Origin of the sequence: Nocardioides candidus, assembly GCF_041321175.1 — a bacterium.
Classification (GTDB): domain Bacteria; phylum Actinomycetota; class Actinomycetes; order Propionibacteriales; family Nocardioidaceae; genus Nocardioides.
In genome coordinates this window covers 612,622-626,789 of the sequence record NZ_JBGGWC010000001.1, presented here as the reverse complement: position 1 = coordinate 626,789, position 14,168 = coordinate 612,622, and the positions used below count along the sequence as shown (strand labels likewise).

12 protein-coding genes are annotated in these 14,168 nt (G+C 73.0%); 3 read left to right on the top strand and 9 right to left on the bottom strand.

Annotation, left to right across the window (positions count from 1 at the left end; all coding sequences use genetic code 11):
* Nucleotides 1-97 precede the first annotated feature (97 nt).
* Entirely contained in the window at nt 98-826 is a 729-nt protein-coding gene (locus tag ACAX67_RS03050; RefSeq protein ID WP_370702339.1) for a Fic family protein, read from the bottom strand.
* A gap of 35 nt (nt 827-861) precedes the next feature.
* Here ACAX67_RS03050 and ACAX67_RS03045 point away from each other — a divergent pair, with 35 nt between their 5' ends.
* Nucleotides 862-1,803, top strand: a complete 942-nt coding sequence (locus tag ACAX67_RS03045) for a class I SAM-dependent methyltransferase (RefSeq protein WP_370702338.1) — start codon at nt 862-864, stop codon at nt 1,801-1,803.
* Between the two features lie 9 nt (nt 1,804-1,812).
* On the opposite strand, the gene ACAX67_RS03040 is transcribed toward ACAX67_RS03045, so the two are convergent.
* The 7 genes from ACAX67_RS03040 to ACAX67_RS03010 form a co-directional block, all read right to left on the bottom strand.
* Complete coding sequence (locus ACAX67_RS03040; RefSeq protein ID WP_370702337.1) at nt 1,813-2,925, bottom strand: uroporphyrinogen-III synthase; 1,113 nt, start codon at nt 2,923-2,925, stop codon at nt 1,813-1,815.
* Nucleotides 2,922-3,272, bottom strand: coding sequence for a nitrite reductase small subunit NirD (nirD, locus tag ACAX67_RS03035; RefSeq protein ID WP_370702336.1), 351 nt, complete (start codon nt 3,270-3,272; stop codon nt 2,922-2,924). Before nirD ends, ACAX67_RS03040 begins: the two co-directional genes overlap by 4 nt.
* A complete protein-coding gene (nirB, locus tag ACAX67_RS03030; protein ID WP_370702335.1) occupies nt 3,269-5,791 on the bottom strand; it encodes a nitrite reductase large subunit NirB in 2,523 nt (840 codons plus the stop codon). The genes nirD and nirB overlap by 4 nt, the downstream gene beginning before the upstream one ends.
* A 2-nt stretch (nt 5,792-5,793) precedes the next feature.
* On the bottom strand, nt 5,794-7,248 hold the full coding sequence (locus ACAX67_RS03025; RefSeq protein WP_370702334.1) for an FAD-dependent oxidoreductase: 1,455 nt from the start codon (nt 7,246-7,248) through the stop codon (nt 5,794-5,796).
* 126 nt (nt 7,249-7,374) lie between these two features.
* A complete protein-coding gene (locus ACAX67_RS03020; protein ID WP_370702333.1) occupies nt 7,375-8,286 on the bottom strand; it encodes a hypothetical protein in 912 nt (303 codons plus the stop codon).
* A gap of 94 nt (nt 8,287-8,380) precedes the next feature.
* Entirely contained in the window at nt 8,381-10,417 is a 2,037-nt protein-coding gene (locus tag ACAX67_RS03015; RefSeq protein ID WP_370702332.1) for a molybdopterin oxidoreductase family protein, read from the bottom strand.
* Nucleotides 10,418-10,420: 3 nt separating this feature from the next.
* Nucleotides 10,421-11,932 (bottom strand): MFS transporter, encoded by a 1,512-nt coding sequence (locus tag ACAX67_RS03010; protein ID WP_370702331.1) that lies wholly within the window; start codon nt 11,930-11,932, stop codon nt 10,421-10,423.
* Nucleotides 11,933-12,035: 103 nt separating this feature from the next.
* Between ACAX67_RS03010 and ACAX67_RS03005 the strand changes: the two genes are divergently transcribed.
* Entirely contained in the window at nt 12,036-12,773 is a 738-nt protein-coding gene (locus ACAX67_RS03005) for an alpha/beta fold hydrolase (RefSeq protein ID WP_370702330.1), read from the top strand.
* 22 nt (nt 12,774-12,795) lie between these two features.
* Nucleotides 12,796-13,707, top strand: a complete 912-nt coding sequence (locus ACAX67_RS03000) for an MBL fold metallo-hydrolase (protein ID WP_370702329.1) — start codon at nt 12,796-12,798, stop codon at nt 13,705-13,707.
* 7 nt (nt 13,708-13,714) lie between these two features.
* Here the strand turns inward: ACAX67_RS03000 and ACAX67_RS02995 are convergent, their stop codons facing one another.
* Entirely contained in the window at nt 13,715-14,149 is a 435-nt protein-coding gene (locus ACAX67_RS02995; RefSeq protein WP_370702328.1) for a hypothetical protein, read from the bottom strand.
* Nucleotides 14,150-14,168 lie beyond the last annotated feature (19 nt).

Sequence of the window (14,168 nt, the reverse complement as noted above, 5' to 3'; positions counted from 1 at the left end):
AGCCTGCTCGCGGCCGGCGTCGGCCGAGGAGGTCGAGTAGCGCCCGCGAGCGAGGAACGAGCTCGGACTACTCGACGAGCGAACGGCTCGGACCTGGCTACTCGGCGTCGCGCACGAGCGGGCTGGCCTCGGCGGCGGCGGCGTAGGCCTCGGCGGTGTAGAGGAGCCAGGAGTGGATGCCGGAGGACTTGCCACTGGCGTAGCCGCGCAGGTTGGACTCGTACTCGGCGCGCAGCGCGAGGTGGGCGGCCTCGGGGACGACGAGCGACTTCTCGTCGACGCCCTTGGCCGCGATCAGCAGGCGCTCGGCGGCACGCGCGACGATCCCGTTGTGGGAGGGGAAGGGGGCGTTGACGAAGAGGTCGGCGTGGACGACGGCAGCGACGGCGAGGGCCGGCGCCTCCGTCGTGGCGGTGACGAGGTCGGCGATCGTGCGCAGGACCCCCGCAGACTCCGGGTCCCGCGGTCGACCGAGGCGGTCGGCCGGCAACGCGCCGTGACCGGCCAGGGCGTGCAGCCGGGCGAACGCCTGGAGGGGCGTGCGCCGTACGACCGGGACCAGGGCCAGCAGCTCCGTCGACACCCGCACCGCATCGGCGGCGATCTCGTCGGCCTCGCCCGCCCGCACCTGGGCCAGCGTCGCCGTGGACCCCTCGAGGACGGCGCTCGCGTGGGCGCCGCGGAGGAGGGACTCCCCGGTCATCTCGGGAGAGGTACGACGGAGGCCCCGGTCGCGCAGCACCGCGTCGATGCCGTCACGGGCCCCTGCGAAGGCGGACGGGACGCCTTCGAGCGACACCAACCAGGCCAAGGGGTCCGCGCTCACCGGAAGAACGCTACCGAACGGTTAACGTTGCCCCGATGGCACCCGACGACCTCCCCGCAGCCCCGAGCACGGGCACCGGCCCCGATCCCGCCCGCTGCTTCGGCAGCGTCGTCGACGCCTACGAGCGCGGCCGGCCGGGCTACCCGATCGACGCCGTGCGGTGGCTGACCGGCGACGAGCCGCTCTCGGTGCTCGAGCTCGGTGCCGGCACCGGCAAGCTGACCCGGGAGCTGGTGGCCCTCGGCCACGACGTGCACGCGACCGACCCCGACCCGGCGATGCTCGACGTCCTGGCCCGCAACTACGTCGTCACCCGGATCTCGCAGTCCACCGCCGAGGAGATCCCGGTGCCGGACAGCACGTTCGACATCGTGATCGCGGCGCAGAGCTACCACTGGTTCGACCACGAGCGGGCGCTGCCCGAGATCGCACGGGTGCTCAAGCGCGGCGGCTCGCTCAGCATCGTGTGGAACACCCGCGACGAGCGGATCCCGTGGGTCAAGCGGCTCGGTCGCGTCATCGGCCACCAGGAGCAGGGCGTCGGTCCGGGCGAGGAGCTGGAGTCCTCGCCGTACTTCGGTCCCGTCGAGCACGAGGACTTCAAGCACTGGCAGGTGATCGACCGCGCGTCGGTGCGCGACCTCGTGCTGTCCCGCTCCAACGTCGCGACGCTCCCCCAGGAGGCGCGCGAGGCCAAGCTGCGCGAGGTCGTCGAGTTCTACGACGACTTCGGCCGCGGCATGGACGGCATGCAGCTGCCCTACCTCACCCAGTGCTACCGCGCCGTCGTCGGCATCAAGCCGCAGAGCGCACCGAGGCCGACCGCGGCCGCGGAGTCGGCAGGAGCGCCGCCGTACGTCGGCGAGGACACCGTGCCGGTCGCGCTGTCCGACCTCGGGCAGGTGCCCGACCTCGCCGAGCCGGTCGAGCCGCCCACCGACGACGACTCCGGGATGCTCCTCATCGACTTCCGCTGACCCAGGGGGTCAGGAGTCGGTGGCGAGGCGGTAGCCGCGCTTGACGACCGTCTGGACACAGCGGGTGCCGATGGCGGCGCGGAGCCGCGCGACGGCCATCTCGACGGCGTGCTCGGAGCCGGCGGTGCCGGACGGCAGCGCCGCGAGCAGGTCGCGGCGCGAGACGACGGTGCCGGGGTTGACGAGCAGGGCCTGGAGGACGGCTCCCGGCGCAGGGGAGAGCCTCACCAGTGCGCCGTCGAGCAGCACGTCCTCGCCGTGGAGCAGGAGGGTGTGGCCGGCGACCTCGAGCGAGGTGCCGCCCGCGCGGGAGGGCAGCTCGGTCTCGAGCAGCTTGACCATCGCGGCCAGGCGGGACCGGTCGGGGTAGACCGACGGGACGCCCCACATCTCGAAGGCGGCGGCGGTGACCGGGCCGACGCAGGCGGCGACGACGTCGGCCTGGAAAGCGCTGATCAGGTCGTCGCGGTGGCCGGCCGTCGCGGCGGCCTCCATCATGGCCGCGACCGCAGGCGCGGCGGTGAAGGTGACGGCGTCGACCTCCCCCTCGACGACGGCCTCCACGAGACCGAACATCGGCTCCAGGTCCTCCGCGGCGTCGACGCGGTAGACCGTCACGGTCGTGACCTCGGCGCCCAGCCGGCGCAGGGCGTGGGCCGCCATGGACAAGGACTGGCCGTGCTCCTGCACCACGATCCGCACGCCGGCCAGGTCACGGCCGCGCAGGTGGGCGAGCACGTCCTCGAACTCCTCCGACTCCGGCGACCAGAGCTCGCGCAGGCCGAAGCGGCGCAGCGCGCCGACGCTCTTCGGGCCACGGGCCAGGATGTCGGCCCCGGCGAGGTGGGCGACCACGTCGTCCAACAGCCCCCAGCGCTCGGCAGCGGTGAACCACGACTTCAGCCCGATGCCGGTGGTGACCAGGAAGATGTCGACCGGCTGGGTCAGCATCGCCTCGGTCGCCGCCCGCAGGACGTCCTCGTCGATCCGGTTCGGGTCGACCGACAGGGCGGGCGCGTGCACCACCTTGGCGCCGCGGCGCTCGAGCAGCGCGACCTGCTCCTCGGCGCGACGGGCGGCGGTCACGCCCACGGTGAAGCCGGCGAGCGGCAGGTCGGTCACGGTCCGATTGTCTCGCGCCGCGCGCCGACCGACACCACGCCGTCCTCCACCGAGACCTCGTAGGTCGGTACGGCGACGGTCGGGTCGTCGAGGCAGGCGCCCGTGCGGAGGTCGAAGGCCTGCTTGAGGAGGGGGCTCGCGACGAACGGCACCGCCTCGTCCTCGACGGTCCGGGTGCCGACGATGCCGCGCGCCAGGACCGAGGCCCGCCCGAAAGGGTCGTAGTTGGAGAGTGCGAACACCTGGTCGTCGTACGTCCGGAACACGGCCACCGCCTCGCCGTCGACGAGCGCGGTGACCCCTCCCTCCCGCTCGATCTGGTCGAGCCGGCACACGGTCGTGCTCATCGGGGAGCTCCGACGGCGATGGTGCTGCCGAGGGCGACCGGTCCGTCGAGGGTGCCGGCCTGGATCTGGCCGCGCTCCTCGCGGAAGGTGATGTTGGGGTCGGGCGTGCCCGGCGCGTTCACGAACGAGACGAACCGGGCGAGCTTCTCCGGGTCCTCGATGGTGGCGCGCCACTCGTCGAAGTACGACGCGACGTGCCGCTCCATCGCCGCCTCCAGCTCCGCGCCGAGCCCGAGCGCGTCGTCGATGACGATCTCCCGCACCCGGTCGAGCCCGCCGTCGACCGCGTCGAGCCAGTACGACGTGCGCTGCAGCCGGTCGGCCGTGCGGATGTAGTACATGAGGAACCGGTCGAGGTAGCGCACCAGGTCGTCCTTCGAGAGGTCGCCGGCGAGCAGCTGCGCGTGGGCCGGGATCGCGCCGCCGTTGCCGCAGACGTAGAGGTTCCAGCCCTTCTCGGTGGCGATGATCCCGAAGTCCTTCGACCGCGCCTCGGCGCACTCGCGCGCACACCCGGAGACGCCGCCCTTGAGCTTGTGCGGCGAGCGCAGCCCGCGGTAGCGGAGCTCGAGCTCGATCGCGAGGCCGACGGAGTCCTGCACGCCGTACCTGCACCAGGTGGACCCGACGCACGACTTCACCGTCCGCAGCGACTTGCCGTAGGCGTGCCCGGACTCCATCCCGGCGTCGACGAGCCGCTTCCAGATCGCCGGCAGGTCCTCCATGCGGGCTCCGAAGAGGTCGATGCGCTGGCCGCCGGTGATCTTCGTGTAGAGCCCGAAGTCCTGCGCCACCTGCCCGATCACGATCAGCTTGTCGGGCGTGATCTCACCGCCGGGGATGCGGGGCACGACGGAGTAGGTGCCGTTCTTCTGCAGGTTGCCGAGGTAGGCGTCGTTGGTGTCCTGCAGCTGGCGGTTGCCCGGCGCGAGCACGTGCTGGTTGAGCAGGCTCGCCAGGATGGAGGCCACCGCGGGCTTGCAGATGTCGCAGCCGCGGCCGCTGCCGTGGGCCTCGACGATGTCGTCGAAGCGTGAGTAGCCGTGGACGGCGACGACGTCGAAGAGCTCCTGCCGGGTCATCCGGAAGTGCTCGCACAGCGACCTGTCGACGACGACGCCCTGGCTGGCGAAGTAGTCCTCGACGATCTTCTTCACGACCGTCCTGCAGGAGCCGCAGGTAGAGCCGGCCCGGGTCGTCGTGCCGTCGGCCGCGGCCTGCTTGATGTCGGCCTTCGTGACGTCGTTGCAGGAGCAGACCTGCATGTCGTCGGGCAGCTCCATGTCGGCACCGCCGCGCGCCGACGGGAGGATGAGCTCCTCCGGGTTGTCCGGGAGCTCCATCCCGGACGACACCATCGGCCGGAGCAACCCGTAGGCCGCGGCGTCGCCGACGAGCACGCCGCCGAGCAGGCGCTTGCCGTCCTCGCTGATGACGAGCTTCTTGTAGATGCCCGAGACCGCGTCCTGGTAGGTCAGCTCGAGCGCGCCCTCGGTCTCTCCGTGCGCGTCGCCGAAGGACGCCACGTCGACCCCGAGCAGCTTGAGCTTGGTGGACATGTCGGCTCCGGTGAACGACGCGCCGCCGCCGAGCAGCCGGTCCACCACGATCTCGGCCATGTCGTAGCCCGGTGCGACCAGGCCGTACATCCGTCCGTCGACCGCCGCGCACTCGCCGATCGCCCAGATGTGCTCCTCGGACGTCTGCAGCGACCCGTCGACGAGCACGCCACCGCGGTCGGCGACGTCGAGGCCGGCCGCCCGCGCCAGCGCGTCGCGCGGACGGATGCCGGCCGAGAAGACGACGAGGTCGACCTCGAGCGGGTTGCGGTCCTTCAGCGCGAGCCGGTCGACCCGGCCCTTCCGGTCGCCGAGGATCGCCTCGGTCATCGCTCCGGTGTGGATGGTCAGGCCGAGCCGGTTGATGTGCTGGCTCAGCGTCTTGCCGCCGAGGTCGTCGATCTGCACGGCCATCAGGCGCGGCGCGAGCTCGACGACGTGGGTCTCGACCCCCAGCTGGTGCAGGGCGTTCGCCGCCTCCAGCCCGAGCAGCCCCCCGCCGATGACCGCGCCGACGCGCCCCTTCCGCGACGCGTCGCGGATCGCGTCGAGGTCCTCGATGGTCCGGTAGACGAAGACGTTGGCGAGGTCGGCGCCGGGCACCGGCGGCACGAACGGCGCAGCACCGGTCGCGAGGACCAGCTCGTCGTAGTGCAGGTCCTCGCCGCTGGCGAGGGTCACGATCCGCTGCCGCGGCGAGACCGCCACGACCTCGGAGCCGAGCCGAAGAGTGACGCGCGGGTCGTCGTACCGCCCTCCGGGCAGGAGGCTGAGCGCGTCGGCGCCGACCTCGAAGTACGACGTCAGCGCAACCCGGTCGTACGCCGGCCGCCGCTCCTCCCCGACCACGGTGATGTCGTAGGTCTCGGTGAGACCGCGCGAGATCGCGGACTCCACGAACCGGTGGCCGACCATCCCGTGACCGACGACGACGAGCTGCTTGCGCAGGTGCTGTGCCATGACTACCCGACTCCTTCTGGGGTGAGGCGGGACCGCTCCGCCACGAGCTGGCGGACGGTCGGGGCGCAGCCACCACATCCCGTGGTGGCGCGGGTCGTCTCGCGGGCATCGTCGACGGACGAGCACGCGCGGATCGCGCCGGCGGTGACCCCGGCGCAGGTGCAGATCTCGGCCTCGTCGGGGAGGCGGACCGGCGCGGCCGCCCGCTCCGCGAGCAGCAGGTCGCCGGGCTCGCTCGGCCCGAGCACGGTCTGGCGGTCGTAGTGCTGCGTGATGAGGCCGACGCGGTGGAGGTCGCCCACCAGCGCGCCCGCCACGATCCGGCCGTCCCTCACGACGAGACGGCGGTGCGAGCCGCGGACCGGATTGGACATCTCCACCACCTGGCCGCCGGCAGCCGCCTCCCTCTCGGGGTCCCCGAGCACTGCGACGTCGAGGCCGGTGGCGCGCAGCCGGGCGACGACGCGGCTGCCGTCGTACTTCACCGGCTCGTCGCAGAGGATGCCCGCCAGCACGCCTGCCTGCTCCCAGGCAGGGGGCACGAACCCGGTCACCCTGCCGGCGTGCTCGGCGCAGTCGCCGATCGCGTGCACGTCGGGATCGGTCACGCTCGCGAGCCGGTCGTCGACGACGACCCCGCGGCGCACCGCGAGCCCGGCCCTGCGGGCGAGCGCCGTCGAGGGCCGCCCACCGGCCGTGAGCACGACGAGGTCGGTCTCGAGGACGGGCCCGGTGTCGAGGCGGAGCGCGACGCGGCCGTCGACATCGGACATCCGCACCGCGCGGGCGCCGGTGTAGACCTCGACGCCCAGGCGCACCAGATCGCGCCGGAGGATCTGCCCGGCAGCCGGGCCGAGCTGCTGGTGGAGCAGGTGGTCGCCGCCCTCGACGATCTCGGTGGCGACGCCGCGGGCGCCCAGCGCCCGCGCCACCTGCAGGCCGAGCAGGCCGCCGCCGACCACGACCGCGCGTCGACCGGCGGCCGCCGGCTCGACGGCCCGGAGCAGCCGTTCGCAGTCGGCCAGCGAGCGGAACGCGTGCACGGCCTCGTGCAGCGAGCCGTCCATCCGCACCAGGCCGCGGATCGGCGGGAGCGTGGGGATGCTGCCCGTGGCGAGCACCAGGGCGTCGTACTCGATGATCGTGCCGTCGACGAGCATCACGTCCTTCAGCTCGCGCTCGATCTCCAGCACGCGCGCGCCGGGTCGCAGGTCGATGCCGTGCTCGGCGTACCACTCCGGGTCGCGCAGCGTCAGCGCCTCCGGGCGGTGCGTGCCCTCGAGGACGGCCGACAGCAGGATCCGGTTGTACGGCGGCCGCGGCTCGTCGCCCAGGACCGTGATCCGCATCGAGTCCGTCGCCCGGCGCGCGACGAGCTCCTCGACGAGCCGGGTCGCCGCCATGCCGTTGCCGACGACCACCACGCGCCGAGGCGGGCGATCGGGGCTGGAGGTCATGTGTCTACGAAACGGCGCCGACGTTTCGCGTCGCGGTCCCCGGGCTCACCCCCGTTGTCAACAGTTCCTCACGCCCGCACCGGCCGCCTCGTCGTTGTGAGAGTGACCTATGGGTCACTCTCACAACTACGCGCGGGGAACGCCGAGCGCGATGAGGTCCCGGGCGACCGTCTCGGGCTCGTCCCGCACCTCCCGCGACGTGCACCGGACCACCAACCGGTCCGGACGGGTGAGCGCCCGGGCGCGGGCGAGGTCGTCCTCCCAGTGCTCGACGTCCATGTGGAAGGCACCGTCGACCTCCAGCACCAGGGTCCGTCCGTCGGCGAGGCGCCACTCGCCGTCGGTGTAGCGCATCCTCCCCGTGGCATCGCGTCGCCTGACCTGCCGATCGGGACGCCTGATCCGGTGCGCCCGGCACATCCGGCCGAGGTCGAGCTCGGCGACGGAGTGCGCGCCGCCGCCGATCTCGGCCAGGACCGAGCGCATCCTCGGCGCTCCCCGCAGGGGGCGCAGCCGGTCGATCCAGTCGAGGAGGTCGGCGGGGGTGGTCAGCCTCTGCTGCACCGCCGCCGCCAGCACACCGTCGGCCGTCCTCGCGGAGCGCTGGCGGGCGGCGAACATGAGCACGGCCGGCTCGATCGCCGCACAGGGCAGCTCGCTCCCTCGTCGGGCCAGCGCCTTGAGGGGGTGCCGCGTGCCCACGAACACCACGGGCTCGACGACTCCCGGCGTCGCGTCCTTGGTGACCAGCACGGTGACGTGGTCGCGCGTCCAGCTGCGGAGCCCCAGGTGCTCGGCGGCGGTGAGGTCGCCGAGCAGGGCGTCGCCGCCCGCATGGAGGACCCCGAGCCACTTCAGCTGCTCCCGGGACAAGGGGCCGGTCGTGGTCGCCACGACCGTCGGCGTCAGCTCCAGCCATCGGCCGGAGTCGATGCGGTGCCGGACCGCCCAGCGGTTGACGCCACACCCCACCAGCTGAGCGCGCGTGATCAGCCCGCACTGGACCTGCGCGAGCCCCTCCCAGCCGCCCCGAGACATGCCGGGACCGTCCCAGATTTCCCGGCACGGCGTCAGGCGCCCTCCACAGGCGGCTCGCGTCGTTGCCAGAGTGACCTATAGGTCACTCTCACAACTACGCGGTGACCTCGGCGGCGCAGACCTTGAACTCCGGCATCCGGCTCGAGGGGTCGAGCGCGTCGTTGGTGAGCCGGTTGGCGCCCACCCAGTGGAAGGGCACGAAGACCGTGTCCGGGCGGATGGTGGTGACGATGCGGGCGGGGGCCTCCAGCGCACCTCGCCGCGTGCGGACGACGACCGGCGCGCCGTCGCGGGCACCGATCCGGTCCGCGAGCATCGGGTGCAGCTCGACGAAGGGTCCGTCGTCGGGGAGCGAGCGCACGCGGCGGGTCTGAGCACCCGACTGGTACTGCGCGAGCACCCGCCCGGTCGTCAGGTGCACCGGGTAGGTGGCGTCGGGCTGCTCGGCCGGGCCCGCGTGCTCGACGTCGATGCAGCGCGCCCGTCCGTCGGGGGTCGGGAAGGTGTCGGCGAACATGCGGGGCGATCCCCAGAAGACACCGTGCTCCGCTCGGATCCGGTCGTAGGTGATCGCCGAGTAGTCGGCCGTCCCACCCTCCGAGGCCCGCCCGAGCTCGGCGAAGACCTCCTCCGCGTCGGTGCTGAACGGCACCGGCGAGCCCAGCCGTTCGGCCAGCGCGGCGATCACCTCGAGATCGCTGCGCACGCCGCTCGGCGGCGCGACGGCCTGCTCGCGCAGGACCACCCGCCCCTCGAGGTTGGTCATCGTCCCTGTCTCCTCGGCCCACTGGGTCACCGGGAGCACGACGTCGGCGATGGCCGCCGTCTCCGACATCACCAGGTCGCAGACCACCAGCAGGTCGAGGGACTCCAGGCGCTGGGCGATGTGGGTGGCGCGGGGTGCCGACACGACGATGTTGGAGCCGAGGACCAGGAGCGCCCTGGCGCCGCCGCCGTCGCCCAGCGACTCGAGCAGCTCGTAGGCCGACCGGCCCTTGCCGGGCAGGCTGTCCGGGTCCACGCCCCAGACCCCGGCGACGTGCCGACGTGCCTCCGGGTCGTCGATCATCCGGTAGCCGGGCAGCTGGTCGGCCTTCTGGCCGTGCTCCCGGCCGCCCGGGCCGTGGCCCTGCCCGGTCAGGCAGCCGTAGCCGGCGTGCGCTCGCCCGGGGAGGCCGCGGGCGAGCGCGACGTTGATCCAGCCGAGGACGGTCGCGGTGCCCTGCGCGTGCTGCTCGGCGCCGCGCGCGGTGAGGATGACGACCTTGTCGTGCTCGGCGACCAGGCCGGCGAGCGCGCGCAGCTCGCCCGTCGACACACCGGTGACCCGCTCGACCCGCTCGGGCCACCAGGAGGCCACCGAGCGGCGGACCTCGTCGAACCCGGTCGTGCGGGACGCGACGTACCCCTCGTCGACCGCGCCGGTCGCGTCGAGCAGGTGCAGCACGCCCTGCGCGAGCGCGAGGTCGGTGCCGGGCACCGGTTGCAGGAAGAGGTCGGCGCGCTCGGCGGTCGGGGTACGGCGTGGGTCGATCACCACGACCTTGCCTCCGCGCTCGCGGAGCCGGTCGAGGTGGCGAGCGGCCGGCGGCATGGTCTCGGCCAGGTTGGAGCCGACGAGGACGACGACGTCGGCACCCTCGATGTCGACCAGGGGGAAGGGCAGTCCGCGGTCGACCCCGAACGCCTGGTTGCCTGCGCTTGCCGCCGACGACATGCACCAGCGGCCGTTGTAGTCGATCTGGCTGGTGCCGAGCGCGACCCGCGCGAGCTTGCCGAGCTGGTAGGCCTTCTCGTTGGTCAGCCCACCGCCGCCGAAGACGGCGACGCTGTCCTTGCCGTACGCCTCCTGCAGCTCGCGGAGCCGCGCGGCGACGAGGTCGAGCGCCTCGTCCCACCCCGCCGCGCGGAGCTCGCCGGTGGCGCGGTCGCGGACCATCGGCGTGGTGAGCCGCTCGCGGTGCCCGCGCAGCTCGGCGGCCGCCCAGCCCTTGCGGCACAGTGCGCCCTCGTTGACCGGGAAGTCCGCCCACGGCTGCACCTCCAGGCCCTGCCTCGGACCGGGACGCCCCTTCGTCTGCAGCGTCATGCCGCACTGGAGGCTGCAGTAGGGGCAGTGGGTCCGGGTCATGGCTCAGATCCCCATGCCGGCGTACGACATCGCGGCCTTCGCGGGGTGCGGCTTGCGGAGGTAGACGACGTAGGTGACCGTCGCGCAGACCACGTAGAAGGCGGCGAACACGACGAACGCGGTGCGGGTCGCGGCGAGCGGGTCGGTGACCCACGGCGAGCCGAACGTGATCGGGATGAGGAAGCCGCCGATCGCGCCGACGGCGCCGATGATGCCGACCGCGGCCGACGACCCCTTCGTGCCGGCCAGCAGTGCGGCCTCGCGCTCCGGAGTGCCCGGCTCGGTCGCGCGCTCGGCGTCGGTGCGGAAGATCGCCGGGATCATCTTGTACGTCGAGCCGTTGCCGATGCCGGTGCACAGGAAGATCAGCAGGAACATCCCCAGGAACAGGGGGAAGATGTCCGCGTTGCTGTCCACCACCGCTTCCACGGTGGGGGTCGTCGGCGCCGCGGCCGGGGGCAGCGGCTCGAGCAGGGTCAGCGTCCAGACCACACCGAGGCTCCCGGCGAGCAGGCCGCCGAACGCCGCGAGCGTCACCCGCGCACCGCCGAACCGATCGGCGAGGTGGCCGCCCAGCGGCCGGGTCACTGAGCCGATGAGTGCGCCGAGGAAGGCGTAGTAGGCGAAGTTGATGCCCGTCCCCGGCACACCCGGCGCCGGCTGGTGCCAGAAGTTCAGCCGGATCAGCAGCGGCATCGCCGCGGAGTAGCCGATGAAGGAGCCGAAGGTCCCGATGTAGAGGAAGGCCATCACCCAGGTCTGTCGGTTGCGGACGACGCCGAGCTGCTCGCGGACGCTGGACCGGGCGGTGCTCAGGTTGTCCATGAAGCGCGCGGCGGCCACCACCGCCACCACCGCGAGGACCGCGTAGACGAGCGCGGCGCGCTCGAGGTGGATGCCGCCCTCGGAGGCCGTCACCAGACCGAAGATGCCCGCACCCCCGACCACGACGGGCAGGAGGAGCTGGATGATCGCGACGCCGAGGTTGCCGCCTGCGGCGTTGAGGCCGAGCGCCGCGCCCTTGAGGCGCGCCGGGTAGAAGAAGTTGATGTTCGCCATCGAGGACGCGAAGTTCCCGCCACCGAAGCCCGCCGTCGCGGCGATCACGCAGAAGACCCAGTACGGCGTCTCCGGCCGCGTCACGAACCACGCGAACGAGAGCGTGGGGATCAGCAACAGGCTCGCGCTGACCATCGTCCAGCTGCGGCCCCCGAACCGCGGCACCGCCAACGTGTAGGGCACCCGGATCAGCGAGCCCACCAGGTTGGGGATCGCGACGAGGAAGAACAGCTGCTGCGGGCTGAAGGAGAAGCCCTGCGCCAGCAGGAACGCGGAGCTGACGCTCCAGATCAGCCACACCGAGAAACCGAGGTGCTCGGCGAAGATCGACCACACCAGGTTGCGCCGGGCCACCTTCGCGCCGGTCTCGGCCCAGAACCGCTCGTCCTCGGGGTGCCACTCGTCGATCCAGCCGCGCCGGGCTCGGCGCTCGCGGGCAGGTTGCGTCAGCGTCATGGCTCGATCCTGGGAGGCGGGCGTTTCGCCACGCGGCTCCGAGCGAGGTCCCCTCGGTCAACTTGTGCTCACGTCCTCACAGGGGCTGGTTAGCCTGACGCCCGTGATCTGGCACCGGTACGGCGGCGACGACCCCTCCGAGCAGGGGCCGCTGCTCGTGCTGCTCCACGGGCTCGGGGGCACGGCCGAGCTGTGGCGCGGGGTGGAGGCGTTGCTCCCCGCGGCCTGGCCGGGGCAGTGGGTCGCCGTGGACCTGCCGGGCCACGGGCGCTCGGACCCGGCGCCGTCGTACTCCTTCGAGGCGCAGGCCGGGCTCGTCGGCTCGGTGCTGCCCGACGACCGCGAGCTCGTGCTGGTCGGTCACTCCATGGGCGGGATGGTCGCGCTCGCGCTGGCCGGCAGGCGGCCGGGCGTGCAGCGGGTGATCGGCTTCTCGATCAAGACCTACTGGCCCGCCGAGCACGTCGAGGGCATGCGCGGCCAGTCGCTCAAGCCGGCCCGGGTCTTCGCGACCCGCGAGGAGGCGGTGGAGCGCTACCTGATGGCCTCCGGGCTCCGCGGCCTCGCCGATCCCGCCGACCCGGCCCACTCCGCCGGCGTGCGCGCGACGACGGACGGCTGGCGGATCGCCCAGGACATGGGGACCTTCGACTTCGGCGTGCCGGACATGCCGGCCCTGCTCGCCGGCGTCTCCTGTCCGGTCACGCTGGGGCGGGGATCCGAGGACGTGATGGTGCGCGCCGCCAACTACGCCGGTCTCGGCGCGGAGGTGGTCACGTGGGCCGGTCTCGGGCACAACCCGCACGTCGAGGACCCCGCCGCGGTGGTGGCGCTCCTCTGAGGGCATCGCCTAGCGTCGCGGCGTGCGCCTGCCCACCGCTCGACCCGACCTCGAGCCCTACCGGTCCCGCTTCGACGTGCCGCGAGCCGAGGGCGCGCTGTCGGTGACGTTCCTGGGGGTCGCGACGCTTCTCGTCGACGACGGTCGCACGCAGGTGCTGACCGACGGGTTCTTCTCGCGGCCCGGCCTGCTCTCGGTGGGGCTGGGCAGGATCGCCCCCGACCCCGCCCGGATCGACGCCTGTCTCGAGCGAGCGGGTGCCACCCGCCTCGGCGTCGTCGTCCCCGTGCACAGCCACTACGACCACGCGCTCGACTCCGCGGTGGTCGCGGACCGCACCGGGGCGCTCCTCGTCGGCGGCGGGTCGACCGCGAACATCGGCCGCGGCGCCGGACTTCCCGACGACCGGATCCAGGTCGTGGCGGGCGGCGACGAGGTGGTCACGGGCGCCTACTCCCTGACGTTCGTGGTCTCGTCGCACTGCCCGCCCGACCGCTACCCCGGCGCGATCACCGCTCCGGTGAGGCCGCCGGCGCGGACCTCCGCCTACAGGTGCGGCGAGGCCTGGAGCATCCTCGTCGCCCACGCGAGCGGCCACCGGATGCTCGTGCAGGGCAGCGCCGGCTACGTCCCCGGCGCGCTCGACGGCCACCGGGCCGAGGTCGCCTACCTCGGCATCGGTCAGCTCGGGAAGCAGGACGAGAGCTACCTGCGCTCCTACTGGGAGCACACGGTCCGGGCCGTCGGCGCGCGCCGCGTCGTCCTCATCCACTGGGACGACTTCTTCCGCCCGCTCGACCGGCCGCTGCGCGCCCTGCCCTACCTCGGCGACGACCTCGACCACACGATGCGGGTGCTCGCACCGCTCGCGCAGGCGGACGGCGTCCGCCTGCACTTCCCCACCGTCTGGGCGCGTGAGGACCCCTGGGCCTGAGGGCAGGTCAGGCCGCCGTACGACGCACGTCGACCGCGGACACCCCGCTGACCGCGGCGGCGAAGACCTCGCTGAGGAACGCGTTGCTGTCGACCGCGGCGCCGCCGGAGGCCAGGCCGAGGGCGACGCCGGCGAGCACCTCGTTGCGCCAGTGCGGCTTGATCTCGTCGTCGACGACCGGACCGGGGTGGGCCAGGAGCTTGGCGATCAGCGCTGCGATCGCCGAGTCGTCGCCGAGGTCGTCGAGAAGGTCGCCGGTGTCGGACCACTCGGCCATCGGCCGCACGGGCTGGCCGATCCGGTCCGCGATCGCGGCGAGCTCGACGAGGGACTTGCCGAAGCGCACGCCCTTCGCGACGAAGATGCTGTGCGGGATGACCGCGTCCCAGGCCTCCGGGTGCAGCCGGAGCAGCGTGCTGAGCAGGTAGCGGTTGACGTCCATGGGGACTCCTCGTGACTTG